Genomic DNA, 23,581 nt, shown 5'->3' with positions numbered 1-23,581 from the left:
GGACGACTAAGAGATGACAGAGAGAGCAGTGACCACTATTACGAACATTCCCACAATGATGGCTGCCGTCCAGCTGGTCGGCCACGGCGGCCTCGACCAGCTGGTGTACCGGACCGACGTGCCGACCCCTGTGGCGGGGCCGGGAGAAGTCCTGGTCAAGGTCGGCGCGTGCGCACTCAACAATACCGAGATCAACACGCGCACGGGATGGTACGACCGGGTGGTCGAGGAGTCTGTCTCAGAGGAGCTTGGCCGTTCGGGGCGCGACGACGATGCCGGTGCCACTTGGAATAGCACGAAAATGTCGTTTCCCCGGGTTCAAGGCGCCTCGGTGGCTGGAACGATCGTGGCAGTCGGGGAAGGAGTGGATGAGAGCCGGATCGGTACTCGAATCGTCGTCGACCCGTCCGTTCGGGATCCGAAGCTTCCCCGCCGTGCACAGATTGTTGAGTACCTGGGTGGAGACCGGGACGGAGGTTTCGCAGAGTATGTGCACGTACCGTCCGTGAACGCCCATCCGGTAAGCACTAACCTCAGTGACGCCGAGCTCGCCACTTTCCCCTGCTCTTACGACACTGCCGAGGAGATGCTGGCCCGGACCGAGCTGAGCGACGGCGAGACAGTCGTCGTCACCGGCGCAGCCGGCGGGGTGGGCACTGCGACTATCCAGCTGGCGCAGGCACGTGGAGCCCGTGTTATCGCAATTGCAAGTGCTGGCAAAGAGGCACGGCTGCGAGAACTCGGCGTCGACGGATTTGTCCCTCGAGATGTACCGGACCTGGCGGCTGCCGTAGCAGCTGTTATCGGTGAACGCGGTGCGGACGTCGTTATCGATGTTGTCGGGGGCAGCATGTTCGAGAGTTTGCTTCTCATGCTTCGGCGTGGAGGTCGATACGCGACAGCGGGAGCCATCGGTGGACCGGTGAGCCGTATCGACCTTCGCGAGCTCATCTATAAGGATCTGGAGTTGCACGGGATCACTAACCCTACGCCCGAGACGTTTGCGCGTCTTGTCGGTCTCATCGAGGAGGGAAAGATCAAGCCTCTCGTAGAAGAGGTCTTTCCGCTCTCTGAGCTCAGTAAGGCTCAGGAGACGATGCTGAAGAGAACCCATATCGGCAAGATTGTCGTTACGCCCGACGTTCATTGACTTCGGATCAAGTACGCAGAACTGAAAACTCGTGAAGGCGCTGGCCGGGGACTTGATGGCCCCGGCCAGCGTTTTCCCTTTCCTGCCATGCATCAGTAACGGTTGTTTCCCAATTCGGTGATGGAGGATTTGTTCCTTCGCGGCGGGGACCAAGACCGGCCCGGCGGCGGTGATCGGCCCGGACAGGCCGCAGTTGCACGGCACACGAGGGTGGAATGGATCGCCTGCATGGGCAAGCCTGTGATGACCGGGGTGCCACATACGGGCTGATATCAGCACTGGTCGCCGACGCCATGGCGTTGCTGACAGCGGCTGCTGCTGACTTGTGGAGGGGGAGGCCGCTGATGCGCAGCGTGGCGGGACGAGAGTCGGTACGGTGAACAAACGACGACGGCGACGCCCCCTTCCGAGGTGGCGTCGCCGTCGTCATTACCATGGGAAAGGGACGATTACTGCCGACCGATGCGGCTGTAAATATCAGCGTTCTTACGGCGATGGACGCTCGCCGTCACAACGCCCAAGATGAACACACCGACTATAAAGGCCATGAGTCCAGCGGCTAGTACTTCGGAACCTCCAACCAACATGGGGAAGTTTATTGCGGCCATCACCAGGACGCTGCCCAGACCTACCGCAGCCAGAATCGGGCAAGCAACGGTTGCCCAGGGCGAGGCGAGCTGGCCGCCGTTGCGACGCATATAGGTTCCAACGGAAAGGTTGCAGACAAAGATGATGACCAGAGCGATGAAGCTGGTCATGCCAAGTACCGCCGCGTAGAAGACGAGAGGATCCAGTCCGAAAACAACGGCGGCACCATTGAGAACGAGAGCAGCAGCGCTGGTCATGATGGAGGCGATGTGCGGCGATCCGTGACGCTTATGGACCGAGGCCATCCTCTCAGGCAGTATTTTATCGGCGCTGAGGTTGAAGACATATCGTGCAGTGATGTTGTGCGCAGCCAGGATCACTGCGAAGGTACTTGTAACGACCATCACTGCTGCAAGGGTGGCTAGCAATTCTCCGCCAGAGGAGTGAATACTGGCATTCATTGCCCCTGTCGGGTCTTCCTGTGCCAGACCTACTACGTTGTCGATGCCCAAAGAACCTATGAATACAACCGACGACAATGCATAAGTCGCCATCGCGATGGCAATGACCGCGAAGGTGGCACGGGGGATGACGCGGACTGGATTACGTACTTCCTCCCGGAAGAGCACCGTGACCTCGAACCCACCATACATACCGATCGCCAGGAGAACTCCCAGACTGAAGTTTCCGTCGAACCAATGCGCCGGGCTCAGAGGCTCCAAGGAAATGCCAGCACCATTGGCACCTCCATTAATGAAAACCAAGACGCAGTAGATGACGATGACGGTCAGTTCGGAGAAGAGGAATATCGTAAGAACTTTAGCTGACAACTCGACCTTAAAGTAGCTGAGGACCGCTGAACCCAGCCAAAAGCAGGCCGCCCAGGCATACCAGGGAAGCTCCGGACCATGCAGGGTGTTTGTAATGAGTTCTCCCGCTACGATGCCAGCGAACGAAAAGGTGCCGGCGTAGACGCAGAAATAAGCGAGCAAAGCGATATAACCGGACCCCAGACCAACATGGCGACCGAGGCCTGCAGTGATAAGGGCATAGAAGCCGCCGGGGTTGGGCAGCACCCTTGCCATTCTAGTGAATCCAACTGAGAACAGAGCCAGGATAATGCCGGCCACGACAAAGGAGATGGGAGTTCCGATACCGGCCCCCTCCATGACCATAATCGGGATAATTCCGATGACAACTACCATCGGTGCGTTGTAGGCCATCACGCTAAAGATCAGCTGGAAGAAGCCCATGTTGCCAGTGAGGTGGGGCGATTGGGTGGACCGCTCAGCGGCCGCCGGAATCGTCAAATCCATTTGTTGTCCCTTCTTAGTTCACGATTTTTGGATCACCAATGATCGAGGTAGGGCCACAAGCGGTACCCAAAGCTTGGTGTGACAAAACCTATTGCCGCACCATCCGAGGAGGTGATTTGTCCGCGAGAGGCGCTTTGTGTCGTCCGCCTCGCACGGTCGGTACGTGATTATGGAACCGCCGCTCCAGGCCTCGTTTGGACGCCCAAATTCAGCGGTCTAACATGATATTGGCCACACTCTTACGCATCCGGAATTGGCTGATTCACCAAGATTGGTCGATGGTTTCGTTCGCGTTCCAGCCATCCTCGAGCGCAGGAGGTTGATTCGCCCCGGCACAGCTTTACTGCTTGCCACCCGGTTCGCAACGGTGCTGCATGCGTAGTTCTTGAGGGGATTTGGAGTTTCGCCGAGCACACGAACCCGCTGTCGGCTGTGCTCCAATGTTCACCACTCCGTTTCGACACCTAGTCTGTTCTCAAAGTGGCCTGGTACGTCTAACGACGTGAACGGGAACCAGACCGACGTACACGAAACGACGCAAGGGGACCCGAAGCATGGGTACGCATTTGACACACTGGGGAGCCTTCGAAGCTGAGAGCGACGGAAAGTCTCTACGGTCCGTCAAACCATGGTCTGGAGATCCGGACCCCAGAGACATTCTCGATAATGTGGCCTCAGCGCAACATCATCCAACTCGCGTGCTGCGTCCGGCCGTTCGTTCGGGATGGCTGGAACACGGACCGGGGAGTGGATCAGGACGTGGTTCCGAGCCCTTCGTGGAGGTCTCGTGGGAACGGGCCATAGAGCTAGTCAGTGCGGAACTTAGCCGTGTCTACGCCGAATACGGGCCCATGGCTGTATACGGCTGCTCATACGGATGGGCCAGCGCCGGCCGCTTCCATCACACCCAAAGCCAAATCCACAGATTCCTGAACTCCCTGGGCGGATACGTTGCAGGTGTGACCGACTATAGTTACGGCGCCTCCGGCGTACTGCTTCCGCACGTTATCGCTCCCCCAGTTGAAATCATGGCGAAGGCAACATCCTGGGACGTGGTCAGCCAGAACACAGAGCTGTTCGTTGCTTTTGGCGGATTGTCAGAAAAAAACAGCGGAGTAGGCCCCAGGCGGAATTGGTCGGCACGTCGCTCGCAACGCAATTAAGGACGCCGTTGCGCGCGGCTGCCGCTTCATCGATGTATCACCAATCGCAGATGATACTTATAGGGAAGCCCAAGCGGAATGGATCGCCCCCGTTCCGGGCAGTGACGCCGCTTTGATGCTGGCATTGGCCTTCGTTCTGGATGCAGAGAACCTCGCTGACTCGCAATTCCTGGACCGTTATTGCGTTGGGGCGAACAAATTCTTGTCCTACGTACGCGGTGAAGTTGATGGAGCGCCCAAGAATCCTCAATGGGCAGAAAAGTTGACGTCGATACCTGCTGAGCGAATCGTTCGGCTTGCGCGCGAGATGGCAGCCTCGCGGACGATGATTAACATCAGTTGGTCAATGCAGCGGCAGCAGCATGGCGAGCAACCTGTTTGGCTCGGTGTGACACTTGCAGCCATGCTGGGCCAGATCGGCCTGCCTGGCGGTGGTTTCCAGCATGGGTACGGCTCTTCGGCAGACGTAGGATTGCCATTGCGAGTATCGAGCGCACCGTCCTTTCCTCAGGGGCGAAACGAAGAGCCGTCCTATATCCCCGTAGCACGGATCTCGGACATGTTGCTCGAACCGGGCAGCGAGATCGACTTCAATGGCAACCGCCTGACTTTGCCGAAAATCGAATTGATCTATTGGGCGGGCGGCAACCCCTTCCATCACCACCAAGACCTTGCCAAATTCCGGAAGGCGTGGTCAAAGCCGGCAACCGTCATCGTCAATGAGCAGTTCTGGACGAGTACCGCACGGCACGCCGATATAGTACTGCCTGCAACAATGACGTTTGAGAGAAACGATTACGGGGCCGGCCGCAACGACCCTACGTTCTTTCCTATGCACGCTCTGACGGCGCCCGCTGGAGAAGCGCGGGATGATTTCGATATCTTTGCCGCTGTGGCGGAAAAGATGGGGCGGGGTGATGTCTTCACCGAAAACCGCGACACAATGGGCTGGCTTCGCCATCTATATGACGGGTGGCAGAAGAGGCTCGCTGACAAGGGAACTCCAGTCGTGGATTTCGACACATTTTGGGCGAGCGAGAAGATCGAGATACCGGTGATAAAGCCGGATCAGGTCCTGTTTTCCGAATTCCGGCGCGATCCAATTGAGAATCCGCTGGCCACCCCCAGTGGCAAGATTGAGATCTTTTCCTCGACGATCGACAGTTTCGGCTACCCTGATTGTCCCGGTCATCCCGTTTGGATCGAGCCCGACGAATGGCTTGGATCAGCTGGCGATTACCCGCTGCACCTGATAGCGAATCAACCCAAGACCAAACTACACAGCCAGTTGGACATAGGGGCTACCAGTCAAAAGTCCAAAATACGGGGACGCGAGCCCCTCCGAATGAATCCAGAAGATGCTGCTGCCCGTGAACTCTCGGACGGACAGGTCGTCTTGGTTCGAAACGACCGTGGAAGGTGCTTGGCCGGCCTGGAGATTTCTCCTGCCATACGCAAGGGTGTTGTCCAGCTTTCAGCAGGGGCCTGGTACGACCCTGCACCCGATGATCCTTCGTTCTGCCGCCACGGAAATCCCAATGTGTTGACATCGGACAGGCCGTCTTCAAGTCTTTCGCAGGCCACCACTGCTCAGCACGCACTCGTTGAGGTTGAGGCATGGACGGCCGATATCCCTGAACTGGACGTCCTCACAGCGCCCGTTCTGGTCAGCGACAAGTAGGATGCCGGCTCAAGGGATTCCCCTCTAAGTGTCCGCATTCGGCCCTAAAGAAAAAGGACTAATCAATGTCAGTTCAACCTTCTGCCCTCGGCCCCCTTCCTCCCTATGACCCTGAAGTTGCACCGTTCATGGCCAGCATGGCGGCATACGAAGACCAAGCGGCTGCGCTCGAAGCGATGATTCAACAGAGGGAATTAATTCTGGGGGATGATCAGATTACGCGTAACGGAATGTTCACGGTTCACACGAAGGTTATAGAGGGCCGCAAGGGGCGATCCGTGACCCTGCATGTCATAGGTCCGGCACACCAATCGGCACGTGGTGCCGTTGTTTGGTTGCATAGCGGCGGGATGGTTACTGGTGCGGCGCTCTCACTGGATCTTCCCCAAATTTTGGACATCGCTGAAGATCAGTCCCTGCTCGTCGTTGCAGTGGAATACGGTCGGGCGCCCGACCATCCTGCCCCAGCCGGAATGCTGGATTCTCTTGATGCCTTTTTATGGGTCGCAGCTCATGCAAACGAGCTCAACTATCCGCGGAATGCCCTGTTCCTGCATGGACTCAGCGGCGGCGCCGGCCTGGCAGCAGCAGTCGCTTTCGAAGCGCGCGCGGCTGGCCTGGACTATGCCGGCTTGGTCATTGACGGGGCCATGATTGACGACAGGGCAGGTTCGATCTCCTATCAACAACTCGACAACAGTTCTACGGCTGTTGCCGAGATGTACCGCGTGATGTGGAACGCCGTCCTGGGAAAGGCCTCTCCTTCTATCCTTGATGACTATCCGCACCTCGCTGTTGGCCGTCTGCTTGACGGTGACTTTTCCGGCTTTCCTCCTGTCTTTCTCATGTGTGGCGCGAGTGATGCCTTCCGAGACGACACGACGGCTTTGGCTCAGGCAATCTGGCGTTCCGGTGGCACGGCAGACCTCCACCAATGGGCCGGCACAATTCATGGTTCGGATCTGATGGTGCCCGAAGCCCACGTTTCCAAGGAATCGGCAGCAGTTCGGAGAGGGTGGTACGACAGGAGAATGAGGAGCATTATTGAAGACATCCGGCTGTCGGCGGATGAGAAAATTCAGGCCAATTAAAGTAACTTGTACCCCTTAGCCGGCCAACATGCGCACTTTCGACTCCAACACGCGCCACTTGGGACGCTATGAGGACACCTCTAGATCGGCCGGTAGTGGCGGCATGCTGAGTCTCAACCTGCCCGTTGGTGACAGACACCGAAAGAATTTCGCGGGTCCCACTCTCTAGCCTGAAAGCACAGCCGAGAGTAGCGTCCATTTCGAGGGAATGTTCACGTGAGACCTTGCGGCGTATCGGTGCTAAACGGCGCTGGCCTCTACTGGGAGGTCTGGAATGTCCGCTTGGAATGTTGATAATGCTGCGGGGCCTCTAGGTGCCGGGACGGTTACTCTCGTTGAGGGTTCGTCTTTCTGTATCTCCTTGGCGAACGGTGATATTCATCCTGAGCATCCACATGGTCTTTTCGTCCAAGACACTCGTATCTTGTCGCACTGGGGCTTATCCGTAAACGGCCAGGTGGTAGAAGAGTTGGGGGCTGAAACGAAGGAACCGTACCGCGCGCTATTTGCGGGACGTGTACCCGGCTTTAACGGACGCGCCGATGGCCCCCTTATTGTGGAGCGGCTGCGCGAAGTGGGCGCCGGAATCCACGAACAGATCACCGTCCGGAACTACTCGCTTGTGGCGGCCAACTGCGTCGTTTCGCTAAGAGTTGCCGCCGATTTCGCTGATCTTTTCGAAGTGAAGGAGGCGCGAATAAAAAGGCATTGGGACGAAACCCGCCAGATCCGGAGCGATGAGCTGGTTATTCAGGCCACCTGGCAAGATGTCCAAAAGGGCGTCGTTATTCGTGCCCCTGGCGCGGAGGTTACGGCGGAAGCGTTGACATATAGGTTGACCATCGCACCGCGCGGCCAGTGGAGCACAACCATTACGGTGATGCCCGAAACCGAGAGCGGCAGCCGTCCACCGTCCTTCGTCCACGCGGACGGCGAACTCTCCCCCAGTGACCTTCGCCGACAACAGTGGGTGGCCAAGATTCCGGTCCTGCAGATGGGGAACCGGTCGATTGAACGAACTATGCGGCGCAGCTATGACGATTTGGGCGCACTCAGGATTGAAGACCCTTACCACCCGGACCGAGTTGTCGTGGCCGCCGGCGCACCGTGGTTCATGACCCTTTTTGGTCGGGACTCGTTATGGGCCTCGGAGATGTCGCTTCCTATTGATCCCTCCTTAGCACTGGGCACACTGCAAACACTCGCCGACCGCCAGGGCAGCGTGATAGATCCAATAAGCGAAGAAGAACCCGGCAAGATTTTGCACGAGGTCAGGCTTGATGTCTCAAGCGGACTGGCCCTAGGAGGCAAGGCCACCTATTACGGCAGCGTTGACGCCACCCCTCTCTTTGTCATGGTTCTCGGATCGGTTAGCCGTTGGGGATTCGCCGCGGACACCATTGCCGCTCTACTGCCCCACGCAGACCGCGCACTGGAATGGATCCAAAAATACGGGGATAAAGACGGTGACGGGTTTGTCGAATATGAACGCCTGAACAACCAAGGGTTGATTAACCAAGGCTGGAAGGATTCCTGGGACGGTATTAATTTCGCAGATGGAAGTATGCCCGAGACGCCAATAGCCCTGTGTGAGGTGCAGGCATACGTCTACGGAGCCTACGCGGGCCCCGCGCCTGGATGGCTTATGATGCCGGAGACGATGTTTTGGGCAACCATTACGCCGATCTAATGGTGCAGTTGAAGAAGCGTTTCAACGAGGAATTCTGGATGCCGGAACGTGGCTATTACGCCGTTGCCTTGGACGGCAACAAGCGCCAGGTTGACGCTTGCGCTTCCAACATGGGGCACTGTCTATGGCTCGGACTTGTGGATGAGGACAAGGCACCGTCGGTGGTGAAGCACCTCATGTCCCCCGAGATGTTCAGCGGATGGGGCGTCCGAACTTTGGCCACGGACATGGGTGCGTATAACCCCGCCAGCTATCACAACGGCTCCGTATGGCCCCACGACAACGCCATTATTGCAGCCGGACTGCTGCGGTATGGGTTCGTAGAAGAGGCGCAACGGATCTCGACTGCCCTACTGGAGGCCGCCGAGTTTTCCGGTGGCCGTCTCCCGGAGTTGTTTTGCGGTTTCAGCCGGGATCAATTCGCAGTGCCTCTACCCTATCCGACGGCATGCTCGCCTCAGGCCTGGGCGGCAACGACCCCCATCCTGTTAGTGACGGGCCTGATGCGGTATGACGCTCACGTTTCCCAAGGCGGCGTGTGGATGGACCCAGTCCTCCCCGATTCTTTTGGTGATGTCCACATCACAAACGCACCCATGGCAGGCGGCAGAATTACCATTGACATTTCACAGTCCGTCCCAGTCGTCGATGGCTTACCCGATCATTTGACTTTCCATCGAGGGCATAGGCCGTGGATTACTGAGTTAGTGGAGCAAGCCGATCGACGCCGAAAGAGCTAGGCCTGCCGCCGCCGGCAGACAGGACCGGACAGACGCAAGGTAAGGACGAGATCCTGAAAGCGCCGCCGAGGCCCCAGGCCAGCCCAGAGTTTCTGCGACGAACAGGATCAGTCCAGAGCTTGCTGGTGTAGGGGCCATCAGCCCTAACCATGGCTGGCCCGGGAATACCCGCGGCTTCGTCGGCGCCGAGGGTACCGGCATCACTCAGTAATCGAGCCAACCCGAACCCGGTCGCACCCACTCGTAAACGATGAGAACCGGCCGGGCGACTCACTAACGCCTTCCACCGTGGGGCTCATGCAATCGCTCACGGGCTCGGCGCCACAGTCATCTCAACAACCCGAAACCCAGTCCGGTCTGATCTCCTCATCGAGGTGCGCCGACCATGCTCTGGTCGATGACGACTCCCTGCCAGACGCGATCCGCAAGCTCGCACCGGATGGCCTCGACTCAGCCCTGGAGTTCGTCAGAGCAACAGCTCTCCCCGAGATGCTCCCTCTTATTCGGCCCGACGGCACAGTCTGCTTCGTCGGGCGCTCAGCGCAAAACTGGACCTTCCCGCCGACGCGCTGAACCAGTATCTCCGCAGCATCGAGGCCGCACTATAAAGATTGTCCTTGCAAGCGTCTACGAAGGGCTCGAAATGTGGTGAAACCAAGCACAACATGACCTAGAGTCGGACACCGGCCCCGGGAAGCGGTTGAATTAGTTTCCCGTGAACTCGATGGCATTGAGGTCACCTTTGCTTTGAAACGTCCTCACGGCACGCTTGTGGTCTTCCGTGGCGGCCAAGACTCCCTGGGCAAGCCCCTCGCGGTCCAGTGCATCACCGAGGGTACCGTCAACCGAGCGGTTGGTAAGGAGCTTTGTCAGTCCAAGGGCCAAAGGGGCTCGTCGAGAAAGCGATGCACAATACGCCACGGCTTGGTCGTCAAAAGACTCACCCTCCAGAACCTCAGCTACGAACCCCAACTGTTTGCCTTCATGTGCGGAGAACCTGCGCATGTTCAGCACCGCATCCTTGGCGCGGTGCAGACCGATGGACTGGGCCAGGAAATAAGTACCGCCCATATCTGGCATCAGACCCATTTTTACGAAGGACTGCTGGAACCATGCCTGTGGGGCGGCTAAGATGAGGTCGCAGGCGAGGGCAAGGTTGAAACCAGCTCCAGACGCAATGCCATTCACCGCCGCCACGACCGGCTTCTGCAGGTTGTACAGGCCTTCGGTAATCTGGCGGCCATAGGTCAGCACTTGGTTCATCTCAGCCGGAGTGCGTCGCCCCATGCCCCCAATATCGCCACCGGAACAGAACGCCCGGCCGGTACCTGTCAGCATCAGCACGCGCACCTCCGGTGCAGATGCCGAAAGGACAATTTGCTCCACCAGTGCACGCTTGACGGGATCATCAAGCGCGTTCAAAGTGTCCGGTCCGTCCAGTCGGCAGCGGAGCACTCCTGCTGCTGGGCGGTCAATCCTCAGCTCTGTCATGCCGTCACTCTTTGAAGTGAGCGGCGTTCCAAATTGCTAGGCGTCAACGGCATCGCTGACATCACAGTTCTCATGGATCGGGAGAAATTCGGGAATCTGGCAGGCGGCGCGGTACTCGATGCGCAGGCGTTGAACCAAGTCAGACACTGAAGGAACATCGTCGATGAGGTCGATGCCCTGGCCGGCACTCCAGATATCACGCCATGGCCGCGTCTTCGGCGGCAGATGGTCGTAATTACCGCGGCCGGATGAGACCGGAAGATTCTCAGGATCCAAGCCAATTGAGGCAAGTGAGGGCTTCAACCAATTGGCGGGAACTGCAGTTACACTGCTCGTATAGACCAGATCTGTCGACCTAGCCTCAACAAGCATCTGCCTATAGGCCGGGGGAACATTCGCCTCTTTTGTGGCAATGAAGCGGGTCCCTAGGTACGCGAGATCGGCGCCGAGGATCTCTGCAGACCTGATAGCGGCGCCGGTTGAAATGGTGCCGGCCATAAGTATTGTGCCGTCGAACATATTCCGCACCTGAGGAATGAAGACCAGTGGGCTAAGTAGCCCCGAGTGGCCACCTCCACCGCCGACAATGCAAGTCAGACCGTCGACGCCGGCGGAGATCGCCTTCTCAGCGAAGCGCATGCTCGTGACATCGTGAAAGACCTTGCCGCCCCATCCGTGCACAACTCGTGTGAGCTCGGTCGGATCGCCCATCGCACTGACGATAACCTCTACACCGTACCGAGCGCAGAGATCAAGGTCTTCCTTCATCTCATCAGCTGTCTTGCGTCGAGAAAAATTCACTGCCAGGGGGCCGATGATCGCAGAGGGAACTCGTTCGCGATACTCGTCAAGGTCGAGGCGGATCTGGCGGAGCCAGTCCCCGAATTGTGCGAGGTCGGCGGCGTTGTGTCGCGGTAAGACGCCCATGATTCCCGACTTGCATGCCTCGCGAACCAGGTCGGGCCCGGACACACCTGCCATGGGTGCGCACACAACGGGCAGAACGAGCGAATTACGTTGTTTTGGATCCAATGACATATTGTGCCCTCTGCTCTTTGATCTTGCCGACTTGGTCGGGGGCTCAGGTCTCCGCCCGACTACTATCGGTGGGCCCACCCTAACATAGTTGCTTACTAGAAAGTAAGTTTTTCCAGTGCTCGATCTAAAATCCATGAGCCCAAGATCTCCACAAGCGGCAGGAACCCTGAGGTTGCTCACCCGACTTCATATCGGTCACGCCAGCCGCCGATCAGCGGTCCGAACTAGCCGCCGCAGAACCCAATGGCGAGCAGAACATTTCGGAGACCGCTTTCTCCAATTCACCCGTTGGGGCGGTGCTTGGCCATTGACACACGCCGTTTGTGACCGCAATCATAGGTGTGCCGCCTATTGGAACACTGTGCCAATGTGGCAAATGGGTGGGAAACTACAGACCACCTCGACTAATCGGAGGTTATTTAGTGAGTCATCCAACGCTGCCCAGTGCGGCAAATATCCAGTCAGCCAAGGCCGCTCATCGACGAGTCGGACCCGCGGTTGTCGTAGGCACCGCTCTCGAATATTTCGATTTCTTTCTGTACTCGGCGATGGCAGGACTAGTAATCGGTCCCACGTTCTTCCCCTCTTCGGACTCAACTGCAAGCGCAATGGCTGCCCTTGCGACGTTCGGTGTCGGGTTCCTGGCCCCGCCCTCTTGCGGGCCTGGTGTTCGGCATCATGGGAGATAAGTTCGGACGCAAGGTGGTGTTGTCCTGGAGTCTTATCTTGATGGGCGGATCCACGGCACTGATGGGATTGCTTCCTTCTTACGACACGATCGGCGTGGCAGCGCCCATCGTGCTGGTCCTGCTTCGCATCGTTCAAGGTGTTGGCGCGGGCGCAGAATTCAGTGCTGCGATAACCGTCTCCTATGAACACGCCGGGGAGGGCAAGCGCGGGCGGTTCGGCTCCCTCCCGACGCTCGGAGTCAACCTGGGCGTCTTCTTCGCCTCACTCGCGGTGGCTGGTTTGGCGTTAATCGGCGACGACTTCTTCTACTCTTGGGGTTGGCGAATCCCGTTTGTAGTAAGCTTTCTCGTTGCCGTCGTGGGGTTCGTTATTCGCCGGAAGCTACCGGAGAGTCCCGATTTCGAGGCAATGCCAATTGCCGAAACCCGAAGAAGCTGGTTTCGTGTTTTGGCCGACCTTTTCAGGTCAGACTGGAGGGGCCTGGTAATCGTGTTCGCAACTTACGCCGGCTACGCACTCATCGCGACTCTTTGGAAGACCTTCTCCATTTCTTACCTTGCTGAATTCAAAGATGTTGGTGGTGCCGTCAGTAGCTTCGGCATAACGTTGGCCAGCGCGATCGCAATTTTGTGGACACCCATTTGCGGTCGGCTCTGCGACGTACTCCCTGTTCAGAGAGTCCTGACGTACGGCGGCCTTATGGTCATCGCCTACGCGTTCCCCTTTTTCTGGCTACTCAATACAGGAGTCGCGCTGTACATCTGGATCGCCCTGATTCTCGGGACGGGCATTCTTGCGCCGCTACTCTCCGTAGCGGCAAGCCCATTCATGGCCCGGCAATTTGCTACCAATACTCGTGTCACGGGAGTAGGCGTGGGCAAGGAGTCCAGCGGCGCAATTACCGCCGGCTTCGGTCCCGTGGTGGCTCTGGCACTGATAGCGGCTTCCGGGACCGAAAGCACGGCCGCCGTTTCTGGCATGTTCGTGCTCGGAGGCATTTTGTTCGTGTTCGCCGCCTGGCAAGGCCGTACAACAGCACCGTCCATCGAAAAAGCAGACGAATCTCTGATGAAGAAGGTTTGATCCAATCTTGACGCGATAGGAATGCTGCCATTGAACAGGCGCCGCGTGCAAGCCGCCCGACTAAACATCACTTCGTCAACTGCCCCGAAGTGATGTTTAGTCGGGCAATCTCGGACGCCTTGATCCGTGCATGCTAGCCGCGTCCTAGCGTGCCTAACTGTCCCACCCTGTTGGACGCTAACACGGCTGGGGCGCCCGGCCTTTGTCCAGTCGGGATTTCAGGCCTGGGTGCGAGCAACCTGCCCAGCATAATCCGCCGCTTACAACGCAAGCCTACCCGTGTATGACAAAAGAGCGGGAAAGGCGAGGTCGACATCATCTACGGCTACATCCCGATCGCCAACCATGACCTCGACGCGGCCCTGAAGCACTTCCGCTACGACTCAACGTTCGTGAACGGCAGCGGTGGACACGCCCTCACGCATGCTAGTTCGGTGTTCCCGGACTCCCCTGGATCATCCACGACAAGGACGGCTACAAATAACCCTACTCGGCGGCAGCCGTTATTAGCTGATAATCCCATAATGTCATCCCAGTTCGATTCAACACCGACCCTTGCAGTCAGCTTCGATGTCCCGGCTGGTACGGCGGGACGCAGTAAGCTGGCGAGACAATCTGCAGTGTCGGCAAAAATTGGGAGGGGTCGGTTGGCTAATGAGGGCGTGAGAAGCGTGTTGACCGGAATGCGTGTCCTTGAGCGACTTTCCGAGCCTGGTCTGGTGGGTGTATCGCAGCTGGCCAGAGACTTGGAGCTCCCAAAATCGTCAGTACAGCGGATGCTCCGCACGCTTCAAGAGGGAGGTTGGGCCGCCGAGGTCCAAGGCCAAGTGACACGTTGGACCTTGACACCGAAAATGTTCCAGTTGGGGCAGCGACACCAGGCAGGCAATGATCTCCGCACGATAGCCTTACCGGCGATGGAGCATCTTCGGGAGGAGACGCGCGAGACCGTCCATCTGTCTGTCATAAAAGGGGATTCGGTTTTCGTCCTCGAGTGCCTCGAAAGCCCCCAGGCGGTACGTGCCCACGTCTCACCTGGCATGTCCATTCCACTGTTGGCCTCCGCCAACGGGCAAGCGCTTCTCTCGACATGGTCGGACGAGGAGGTCAACGAGATCCTGTCTCGGGGATTGACCGCCTACACACCGTTTACAATCACGGAACGCGATACCCTGTCCGCTGCCATTGACCAGGCCAGAGTACTTGGCTACGCAGTGAACGACCAGCAGTGGCAGGAAGGCGTCCACGGCATTGCGGCACCCATCGTTGTCGCGGGAGTAGGCGTGGCTGGGATAGGCATCTCAACCCCGGTTCATCGAATGTCGGCTGAGTTGGAAGATAAATTCGGGGGCATGTTGGTGAAGGCTGCCATGGCAATCGCTCACGGCTTAGGAGAAGGGCTGTGAGCCTTGAGTTCCACGAGTCCGTTGTTGCAGTCGAAACATCGTCGTCCCCTCACACCCCCGCGCAAGGTTCCACCTTCTGACTTTGCCGACGTTGTGCCAGAGACGGACAGACGGTCTGACAGTACAAGAATCTGGGCTGCTTGTCGGCCGATGTCGAGTGAAAACCAATGCACGGCAGCTTCATCAGCATCCTGGGCGCGAACACCATGCCCAGCATGGTCCGCCGCGCCCTGCGAAAGCAGACCGAGTCTGGCACCAGACCGGGACGCGCGACGTCACCGTTATCTACGGCAACATCCTCATCGCCAACCAGGACCTCGACGCGGCCCTGAAGTATCGCCCATACGACTCGATGTTCGTCCACTGCACCCGGCGGACTCACCCTCTGGCATTCCGGTGCGGTGTTCCCCAGGGACACCCCGCTGGAACTTCCGCGACTAAGTTAGCTAGGAACGGAACCGCAGAGGGCCCCACACCGCGGGCCCGGTTCACTCGACGAGGACCACCAAACTGATGGCTCACCCAAGGCTCTTCTCGTCCGTGACTCTTCCGCCCGCGGGAACATCGGCTGCTTGTTACGCGGACGTCACCTTCGAACTGGGTCTAGACACTGAAACAACACCAAATCCGTGCTCGTCGATTGGTTAAACCACCACTACCCGAAGCGATTTACGTAGGGCAAGATCAGTGCACGCTGCCGAATACTTACGGACCTAAGGAGACCACCTGAGGATATGTACACAAAGGGAGCCGGCGAAGCGCGCTAAGCCGATCCAGACGATGACTCGCGCCGCCGTCGTCAGAGTGCTTGGTGTTGGTTTTGTGGTGCTTGTCACAACAGAGCGCCAAGACTTTAGGTTGGAGCTCAACGCCCACCGTTACGGCGAAGTGCTCAAGCGACCTTGAGACAAGACCTCGACCACCTTGAGAAGAAGAAAGGTATTTACCATGACTTATCCGCAGGTAGCTGCAACCGAACTCGAACTGGTGGATCTTGACCACTGGGGAATGTTGACAAACGATGATGACTTGGCGCACACGTTGCCGCGCAAGGACATTTCCACTTACGAGTTATCAGAAAACGACACAGCGTCCGAATACATGCTGACGTCCGACTCACTTCCTCGAGACGGCGTTCCTGCCGGGAAGTACTACCACTTCCGCTGGACCAGTCACACCGTTTACCCGGGCGTTACCAGCAGCGTCTACCTGTACCTGCCCCACGGCGCTGAGGAAGCCGAATCGGTCAACCTGATGATCTGCCTGGACGGCCTGGAGTTACGCCGGAGAGCAGTGTCGTGCCACCACAGTGCTGGACAACCTGGTGCATGACGGCGAGATCCCCATGACCGTTGGCCTCTTCCACAACCCGGGCGAAACCGGACCGGGCTACCCGATCTACGGCGGGAGCACCAACCGCGCTGTCGAGTACGACACCGTCAACGATGACTTCGCCCGCTACCTCGTGGAGGAGCTATTTCCCGTCATCCGGACCAAGGTCAGGCTCACCGACGACCCACGCGGCCGCGTGATCTGCGGCTTCAGCTCCGGCGGCGCAGGCGCCTTCACCGCGGCCTTCCATCGCCCGAACGAGTTCGGAAACGTGATCTCGCATTGCGGCAGCTTCATCAACATATTGGGTGCCAACAACCTGCCCAGCATGGTACGCCGCGCACCGCGAAAGCCGATCAGGGTCTGGCACCAGACCGGGACGCGCGACGTCGACGTCATCTACGGCAACATCCCCATCGCCAACCACGACCTCGACGCGGCCCTGAAGTACCGCCGCTACGATTCGATGTTCGTGTACGGCACAGGCGGACACACCCTCCGGCATGCCGGTGCGGTGTTCCCGGAGACACTCCGCTGGATCTTCCGCGACCAGGTTGAAGACAAATGACCCAGGACACGAAAGCGCAGGAAATTGGGACTATGAACGCCGATACTGACGCGGCAACATCAGTGCAAGTGGAGTTCGATGCCCCTGCCCAGATGCGGGACGGCGTCGTGCTGCGGGCTGACGTCTACCGGCCGGCCGGCGAGGGCCCATGGCCGACGTTGGTGGTCCGGACGCCCTATAACAAGAGCGGCGCGGCGGACAACGTCTGGAACGGCTTCTCCCCCACAGAAGTGGCCCGCAGAGGGTTCATCATGGTCATCCAGGACGTCCGTGGGCGTTATGCCTCTGACGGTGACTGGGAGCCGCTGCAGCACGAAGGTGAAGACGGCGCCGACACCATTGCCTGGGCCGCCCAGCTTCCCGGCTCCACCGGGCGCGTCGGGATGCTCGGTGGCAGTTACTGCGGGAACACCCAGTGGCAGGCCGCACTCCAACAGCCGCCTGCGTTGAAGGCCATTACGCCTCTGATGACGTGGACGGAGCCGCGCGAAGCCCTGGTAGCCCGCGGTGGTGCCACCCAGATATCGGTCATCGCGTCATGGTCGTTGGCTGCCGGGTTCGACTGGTTGTCGCGTCAGGGCTTGAGCGGCGAGGAGCTGACCGCCCGCGTCGCGGCACTGGTCGAAGACTTCGACAGTCTTGAGAAAGACGGCTACTGGGGATTGCCAGCCACCGAGCTGGCCGTGCTGCGCCGGCACCGCACGCCGGTCTTCGTAGACCCGAGCGAAGCCAATGATGTGGAAGCCACGCAGCACATGCGTGTCGCCGGAAGCCACTCGCGTGTCCAGATCCCCAGCCTGCACACGGGCGGCTGGTTCGACACCTGCTTGCAGGGAAACATCGACAGCTACACGACAATGCGTGACCTCGGCCAGGAATCACGACTGATCATCGGACCGTGGACGCACGTGGACTTCGGGCCCCGGGTCGGCGCCCAAGACTTTGGAATCATGTCCAGTCGAGACGCGGGAGCCCACCCGAATGGGCGCTGGAGCGATGAAGTGCTTGCATTTCTCCGCGGACACCTCACCGATGATGAAACACCGGTGAGCACCTCGGCGCCGGTACGGATCTTCGTCATGGGACGCAACCAATGGCGCGACGAGGAAACCTGGCCCCTGCAGCGCGCAAAAAACTGGGCGCTGGTACCTGCAGGCCAATGGCGGCCTCAACACGACGACGCCACCGGTCCACGCCGATCCGAGTGAGATCGACTACAACCCCGCCGACCCCGTCCCCACCCACGGTGGCCCAATGGCCGCCACACCAGGACGAGGCCCCCATGACCAAAGTCTCGTCGAATCACGCCCTGACGTGCTCGTCTTCACCTCCGACGTCCTCAAAGAGGACCTGGAAGTAACAGGACCGATCCGTGTACGGCTGCACGTCCAGAGCTCGGCGCCCTCAACCGATTGGATCGCCCGCCTGTGCGACGTGGACCCCGACGGGCGGTCTCTGAACCTAACCGACGGAATCTTCCGCATAAACAACAGGGCAGACGAGACTCAGGAGATCGAGATCGATTTATGGTCAACAAGCAACGTGTTCCTCGCCGGACACAGGATCAGAGTACAAATCACCAACAGCTGTTTCCCACGCTGGGACCGAAACCTCAACACAGGTGATCAGGCCGGAACAGAGCTCATCATCGCACATCAACAGTTATTCCACGACGCCAACCGCCCGTCCTACATCGAACTGCCCGTCGTCCCTGACGAGAATAAACCTTTCGACGCATAAATGTTGTTAGTCCTACTGCGCGGGCCATACCACGCAGTAGGACTGGCTTAGCTCCGGGGCAAGAGTATTTGAGCAGCCCTGCAGCATCCAGAAACCGCTGGACCCGACACCTTTCGCGGAGTGGTCCTCCGCTGATTCCTACCTGGGAGCGAAAAACGCAGGCACGAAATTAGCGGAGTTCTAACCCAGCGCTCGGAGGCGGGGCCTCCCACACGGTTGCTGAGGAAAGATGCATTTGCATTCGAAGAATATGCGAGTAGATGCAACGCCCGGTCGCTATTAAGGTTGGCCGCCGAGGAGTCTTATCGATCTCTCGCGGACACACTGGCCACGTCGAGCATGAAGCTGCGGCGTGCAGATGGCCCCGGCGCGGCTCCCCGCGACTGCTGTCGGTGACGGTCGAAAAGTGAGCCATTGTGACGGTTGAAAACTGAGCCACTCGTTCCAAACGATTGGGTGGGTGATCACTGTGGAGGATTGGGCGCTTATTCGGCGGTTGCATCTTGCCGAGGGTGAGTCGATGAGGTCGATAGCAGCGCGGCTGGGTATCTCAAGAAACACGGTTGCGAAGGCTGTCAGTGCCGAGGGGCCGCCGGTGTATGTGCGCGCGCCGCAGGATTCCGGGATCAAGGCAATCGAGCCGGCTATCCGGGCGTTGCTGAAAGAGAATCCGCGGATGCCGGCCACGGTAATGGCGGAGCGGGTGGGGTGGACCGGTTCTCCGGCTTGGTTCAGGGAAAACGTGGCCCGGATCCGGCCGGAGTACGCACCGCCGGATCCCGCGGATCGGATCAGTTACGAACCGGGCGAGCAGGCCCAGTGCGATCTGTGGTTCCCGGAGGTGCGGATCCCGGTCGGGTCCGGGAAGCCGCGGATCCTGCCGGTGTTGGTGATGGTGTCCTCGCATTCGCGGTTCATCATGGCGAGGATGATTCCGTCGCGCATGACCGGGGATCTGCTCGCTGGCATGTGGGAGCTCCTTGGTGGTTTGGGCGCTGTTCCGCGGCGGCTGGTCTGGGATAACGAAACCGGCATCGGTCGCCGGAACAGTTTCGCGGCCGGGGTGTCAGCTTTCGCCATGGTCCTCGCGACGAAGATTGTGCAGGTCAAGCCCTACGACCCGGAGTCCAAGGGAGTGGTGGAACGGGCCAACGGGTTTTTCGAAACCTCCTTCCTGCCGGGTCGGTCTTTCGCTTCACCGGAGGATTTCAACACCCAGCTCGGCCAGTGGCTGCCCAGAGCCAACGCCCGGCTGGTCCGCAGGACCGGGGCCCCGGCCCACGGAACTGCTTGGCCAGGACAAGGCGGGGATGTTGGCCCTGCCTCCGGTTCCGCCCGTGACAGGGTTCGCTGCGAGGATCAGGCTTCCACGGGATTACTACGTCCGGGTGGGATCGAATGACTACTCCGTCCACCCGCAGGCCATCGGCAGGTTCGTCGAGATCACCGCAGACCTGGACACGGTCCGCATCAGCCTAGACGGCAGAAGCGTCGGCGATCATGCCCGGTCTTGGGGCACGGGCTTGACGATCACCGACCCGGACCACGTCGAGGCTGCCCGGACCCTGCGGAAAGCCTTCCAAAACCCCGCCTCCTCCGCGGCACTGCAGGGCTGCGGGACTTGGCTGACTATGACCGCGCGTTCGGGATCGTCATTGATGACGGGCAGGTCGCATGATGTCCGGGACCAAGGAAACCGTCGGCCAAATCGAGTACTACTCCCGGGCCATGAAAGCACCTCGGATCAGGGAAGCGGCCACCCGCCTCGCCGAGCAGGCACGAGAGGCCGGCTGGACCCATGAGGAATACCTCGCCGCGGTCCTTTCCCGGGAAGTCGCCGCCCGCGAAGCCTCCGGAGCCGAAGCCCGTACCAGGGCCGCGGGGTTCCCGGCCCGTAAATCGTTGGAGGACTTCAGCTTCGACCACCAGCCCGGCCTCAAACGGGACACGATCGCCCACCTGGCGACCGGGGCGTTCCTGACCGAGGCATCCAACATCGTCCTGCTCGGCCCGCCCGGCACCGGGAAAACCCACCTCGCGACCGGGCTCGGACTGCGCGCCGCGCAACTGGGCCACCGGGTCTTGTTCGCTACCGCTATCGACTGGGTCGCCCGGCTCCAAGCCGCGCACCAGAACGGGCGATTGCCGCAGGAGCTCGTCCGGCTGCGTCGCTACGGGCTGATCATCGTGGACGAGGTTGGCTACATCCCGTTCGAGCAAGACGCCGCGAACCTGTTCTTCCAGCTCGTTTCCTCACGCTACGAACACGCATCCCTGATCCTGACCTCGAACCTGCCCTTCGCCCGATGGGGTGATGTGTTCGGAGACCAGGTCGTGGCCTCAGCAATGATCGACAGGATCGTTCACCACGCCGAAGTCATCACGCTCAAAGGCTCCAGCTACCGGCTCAAACACACACAAACGGACTCGCTGCCCTCGACAAGACCGGAAAATACGGGAGAATAACCACGTCAACGTGGCTCAGTTTTCAACCCACGAAATGGCTCACTATTCGACCAGCGCCGACAACTGCTCGAATTCTGCGGGGTTAGACAGCTTGTCTTCGTGCCTCACCGCAGCGTCTAGGGGGATTCCAAACAAAAACATGCAGCGCGTTCGCAGGCTTCGTCATACGGTGCTATCAACGTTCGCGCAATATCGGCTGTTTCCCATCCTACTGAACGCGACGCACCTGATTCATTGGACGACGAGTTTCGAGACTTCACTGTTAGGCCCTCCCCCAGCATGGTTCAACTCGAACTTTTGCAGCCCTTTCCGGCGCTAACTCAAACCTACGAGCCAAAGATTCCACCGTTGACGATGCGCATTTCCGTAACGTAAACCCTTGCCGGTCGATTCGATATACGAACTCTGAAGCGCAGGCCCGAAGACTCGCCCGAGCACGCCTTGGTACCAGGTGTCAGAGCACAAGCCCTTTGTCGCAAGCTAAACCGTACGTTAGCCGGCGAGCTCCACGCCGAACTTGAGAGGAGATCTCCGTCAGGATAGGCAAGAACCTGGCGACCATGAACCCTCTCTGGAAGCGACCGCAGAAGCCATCCTCCGCGTACGAAACACCGGAGAGGTTTCGTTTGGCACCGTGCGAAGAATCGGGGGCTGTACAAGAATGCAAGTGTTCAATCGGGGGCTGTACAAGAATGCAAGTGTTCAGTTGGCGAACGTCTTATGGTTCACCCTGAGGAAAGCTGCTTAGGTATCTAGCGACGCAAGACCGCGTCGCCGGGCTGCGATCTACAGCGACCTCACCTAATATCTGTGAACGAAGGGTACCAATGTCCTCTGGAGACCAAAGATTTGGGAATGCCACGGGCACCCATCTGGGCAAGCGGCGTTTGAAAATAAGCGACATCCGCATAGTCAACAAGGCCGCTTTGAGGCGCGCAGTTGCCGGAACCGTCGTCGGGAATATCATCGAATGGTATGAGTTCGGTGTATTCGCTTACCTCATTACCGTAATGGGCCCTGTCTTCCTGCCCCAGGCCGACCCGACAGTCCAGGGCCCCTGTACCTCTATGGCACCTTCGCAGTAACGTTCGTTGCCCGACCGCTGGGCGGCGTATTCTTCGGATGGCTGGGAGACAGGATTGGGCGACGGAAGGTCCTGACGTTCACGCTGCTCCTGATGTCAGTTGCCACGTTTGCCACCGGCCTGCTACCGGGTCACGCCGTCATTGGGCTCTGGGCTCCGGCGCTTCTCGTGTTCCTGAAACTGCTGCAAGGATTCTCAGCCAGTGGAGAATACACAGGTGGTGCGACTTTCCTGAGCGAATACGCCCCGGATAAACGACGGGGTTTCTATGTTGGATTTATGGGGTCCAGTTACCTCGGATTCGCCTTTGGAGCTGGCTTGGTAGCTGTTCTACAGCTGGCGCTTGGTCAAGACGCGATGCAGTCCTTCGGCTGGCGTATTCCATTTCTTATCGCAGGGCCTCTTGCCGTCATAGCCCTGTACTTCCGATATCGAATCGAAGAGTCGCCTACCTTCAGCGCCGTCTTGAAGGAGAGGGCTGAGGAATCTCGGAAAAACGGTGAGGTGGCAAAGAACCCGGGTATTGTGCAGGTCATAAGATCCCACGGGCGCTTTATTCTGCCCGTCATGGGCGTAGCGGCCGCCGGAAACGTCATTGCCTACACCATGACATCGTTCACGCCCACGTATCTGAATCAGTCACTGGGATTCCAAGGTTCCCTTGGCACCCTTGTGATATTTCCCTTGTTCATACTCGCGGCCTTTGCAACGCAGTTTTTTGCCTCGCTCTCGGACAAAATAGGCAGGAAGCGGATCCTTTTCAGTGGCGCCATCTTGGGCGTTCTGCTTCCGATTCCAGCGTTCGTCATGATGGGGTCCGGCCAGCTTTGGGGCGCACAACTCGGGACACTTTTCATCATGATCTGCGCAACCCTGTTTTCGTCGAGCTACGCTTCTTCGCTGCCTGAGCAGTTCCCGACGCCGTCACGTTCCAGCGCTCTTGGGCTTGCATACAATGTGGGAAATGCCGCCTTTGGCGGTACAGCTCCACTGGTTGTTGCTGCGATTATTGGAGTCACAGGGAACAAGATGGTGCCCGCTTACTACTTGATGGGCGCTGCCCTTCTGGGACTGATTTCCGTCTTCTTCCTCAAAGAAACAAGTAAGAAGCCTTTGAACGGGTCCCTGCCCAACGTAGAAACAAAGGAAGAGGCTCAGTTCCTCGTTGATACCCAGGACACCAACAGCCTCCTCGATCCAGCGAAACTGCCTCACACCCTTGTTGCTCATCAAGTGCGGTCGTCAAGTTTTTGAGACAGGTTCG

The 23,581-nt window shown here is 58.9% G+C and carries 15 protein-coding genes and 2 pseudogenes; 14 read left to right on the top strand and 3 right to left on the bottom strand.

Annotated elements, in window-relative coordinates:
- The first annotated feature begins 28 nt into the window (after window positions 1–28).
- Window positions 29–1,150 carry an alcohol dehydrogenase family protein gene (locus LDP01_RS01785; RefSeq protein WP_224089840.1) on the top strand — a complete coding sequence of 374 codons (1,122 nt, stop codon included), beginning with the start codon at window positions 29–31 and terminating at the stop codon, window positions 1,148–1,150.
- 449 nt (window positions 1,151–1,599) lie between these two features.
- Here LDP01_RS01785 and LDP01_RS01780 read toward each other — a convergent pair whose 3' ends face one another.
- Entirely contained in the window at window positions 1,600–3,054 is a 1,455-nt protein-coding gene (locus tag LDP01_RS01780; RefSeq protein WP_224089838.1) for an APC family permease, read from the bottom strand.
- A 554-nt stretch (window positions 3,055–3,608) separates the two neighbouring features.
- Between LDP01_RS01780 and LDP01_RS23275 the strand changes: the two genes are divergently transcribed.
- The 4 genes and pseudogenes from LDP01_RS23275 (at window position 3,609) to LDP01_RS01760 (ending at window position 9,419) form a co-directional block, all read left to right on the top strand.
- Window positions 3,609–4,217, top strand: coding sequence for a molybdopterin-dependent oxidoreductase (locus LDP01_RS23275; protein ID WP_263433732.1), 609 nt, complete (start codon window positions 3,609–3,611; stop codon window positions 4,215–4,217).
- Window positions 4,186–5,898, top strand: a complete 1,713-nt coding sequence (locus LDP01_RS23270; RefSeq protein WP_346658917.1) for a molybdopterin-dependent oxidoreductase — start codon at window positions 4,186–4,188, stop codon at window positions 5,896–5,898. Before LDP01_RS23275 ends, LDP01_RS23270 begins: the two co-directional genes overlap by 32 nt.
- Before the next feature lie 65 nt (window positions 5,899–5,963).
- Complete coding sequence (locus LDP01_RS01765) at window positions 5,964–6,989, top strand: alpha/beta hydrolase (protein WP_224089836.1); 1,026 nt, start codon at window positions 5,964–5,966, stop codon at window positions 6,987–6,989.
- Between the two features lie 274 nt (window positions 6,990–7,263).
- Window positions 7,264–9,419: pseudogene (locus LDP01_RS01760) on the top strand (glucosylglycerate hydrolase family protein).
- 705 nt (window positions 9,420–10,124) lie between these two features.
- Here the strand turns inward: LDP01_RS01760 and LDP01_RS01755 are convergent.
- Both LDP01_RS01755 and LDP01_RS01750 read right to left on the bottom strand, forming a co-directional pair.
- Complete coding sequence (locus tag LDP01_RS01755; protein WP_224089835.1) at window positions 10,125–10,910, bottom strand: enoyl-CoA hydratase/isomerase family protein; 786 nt, start codon at window positions 10,908–10,910, stop codon at window positions 10,125–10,127.
- Window positions 10,911–10,946: 36 nt separating this feature from the next.
- The gene (locus LDP01_RS01750) at window positions 10,947–11,948 is read right to left on the bottom strand and encodes an NAD(P)H-dependent flavin oxidoreductase (RefSeq protein WP_224089833.1); all 1,002 of its coding nucleotides are present in this window, start codon (window positions 11,946–11,948) and stop codon (window positions 10,947–10,949) included.
- 630 nt (window positions 11,949–12,578) lie between these two features.
- Here LDP01_RS01750 and LDP01_RS01745 point away from each other — a divergent pair.
- The 9 genes and pseudogenes from LDP01_RS01745 (at window position 12,579) to LDP01_RS01710 (ending at window position 23,571) form a co-directional block, all read left to right on the top strand.
- On the top strand, window positions 12,579–13,721 hold the full coding sequence (locus LDP01_RS01745) for an MFS transporter (protein WP_224090969.1): 1,143 nt from the start codon (window positions 12,579–12,581) through the stop codon (window positions 13,719–13,721).
- A gap of 524 nt (window positions 13,722–14,245) precedes the next feature.
- Window positions 14,246–15,127, top strand: coding sequence for an IclR family transcriptional regulator (locus LDP01_RS23580; protein WP_224089831.1), 882 nt, complete (start codon window positions 14,246–14,248; stop codon window positions 15,125–15,127).
- 948 nt (window positions 15,128–16,075) lie between these two features.
- Window positions 16,076–16,459 (top strand): hypothetical protein, encoded by a 384-nt coding sequence (locus LDP01_RS01735; protein ID WP_224089830.1) that lies wholly within the window; start codon window positions 16,076–16,078, stop codon window positions 16,457–16,459.
- Window positions 16,437–17,027 (top strand): alpha/beta hydrolase, encoded by a 591-nt coding sequence (locus tag LDP01_RS01730; protein ID WP_224089829.1) that lies wholly within the window; start codon window positions 16,437–16,439, stop codon window positions 17,025–17,027. The genes LDP01_RS01735 and LDP01_RS01730 overlap by 23 nt, the downstream gene beginning before the upstream one ends.
- A gap of 32 nt (window positions 17,028–17,059) precedes the next feature.
- Window positions 17,060–18,235 (top strand): CocE/NonD family hydrolase, encoded by a 1,176-nt coding sequence (locus LDP01_RS01725; RefSeq protein ID WP_263433731.1) that lies wholly within the window; start codon window positions 17,060–17,062, stop codon window positions 18,233–18,235.
- On the top strand, window positions 18,177–18,767 hold the full coding sequence (locus LDP01_RS23260; RefSeq protein ID WP_263433759.1) for a CocE/NonD family hydrolase: 591 nt from the start codon (window positions 18,177–18,179) through the stop codon (window positions 18,765–18,767). Before LDP01_RS01725 ends, LDP01_RS23260 begins: the two co-directional genes overlap by 59 nt.
- A 460-nt stretch (window positions 18,768–19,227) precedes the next feature.
- Window positions 19,228–20,445, top strand: a pseudogene (gene istA / locus LDP01_RS01720) (IS21 family transposase).
- Window positions 20,442–21,233 (top strand): IS21-like element helper ATPase IstB, encoded by a 792-nt coding sequence (istB, locus tag LDP01_RS01715; RefSeq protein WP_224089828.1) that lies wholly within the window; start codon window positions 20,442–20,444, stop codon window positions 21,231–21,233. Before istA ends, istB begins: the two are co-directional and overlap by 4 nt.
- A 988-nt stretch (window positions 21,234–22,221) precedes the next feature.
- A complete protein-coding gene (locus LDP01_RS01710) occupies window positions 22,222–23,571 on the top strand; it encodes an MFS transporter (RefSeq protein ID WP_346658916.1) in 1,350 nt (449 codons plus the stop codon).
- Window positions 23,572–23,581: the final 10 nt, after the last annotated feature.

Origin of the sequence: Arthrobacter sp. StoSoilB13, assembly GCF_019977255.1 — a bacterium.
Lineage (GTDB): Bacteria > Actinomycetota > Actinomycetes > Actinomycetales > Micrococcaceae > Arthrobacter.
This window is presented reverse-complemented; position numbering and strand designations above follow the sequence as displayed.

Coding starts and splice junctions, on each gene's coding strand:
- LDP01_RS01780 (WP_224089838.1), bottom strand. CDS start 3,054: ATGGATTTGACGATTCCGGCGGCCGCTGAGCGGTCCACCCAATCGCCC.
- LDP01_RS23275 (WP_263433732.1), top strand. CDS start 3,609: ATGGGTACGCATTTGACACACTGGGGAGCCTTCGAAGCTGAGAGCGAC.
- LDP01_RS01765 (WP_224089836.1), top strand. CDS start 5,964: ATGTCAGTTCAACCTTCTGCCCTCGGCCCCCTTCCTCCCTATGACCCT.
- LDP01_RS01755 (WP_224089835.1), bottom strand. CDS start 10,910: ATGACAGAGCTGAGGATTGACCGCCCAGCAGCAGGAGTGCTCCGCTGC.
- LDP01_RS01750 (WP_224089833.1), bottom strand. CDS start 11,948: ATGTCATTGGATCCAAAACAACGTAATTCGCTCGTTCTGCCCGTTGTG.
- LDP01_RS23580 (WP_224089831.1), top strand. CDS start 14,246: ATGTCATCCCAGTTCGATTCAACACCGACCCTTGCAGTCAGCTTCGAT.
- LDP01_RS01735 (WP_224089830.1), top strand. CDS start 16,076: ATGACTTATCCGCAGGTAGCTGCAACCGAACTCGAACTGGTGGATCTT.
- LDP01_RS01725 (WP_263433731.1), top strand. CDS start 17,060: ATGAACGCCGATACTGACGCGGCAACATCAGTGCAAGTGGAGTTCGAT.
- istB (WP_224089828.1), top strand. CDS start 20,442: ATGATGTCCGGGACCAAGGAAACCGTCGGCCAAATCGAGTACTACTCC.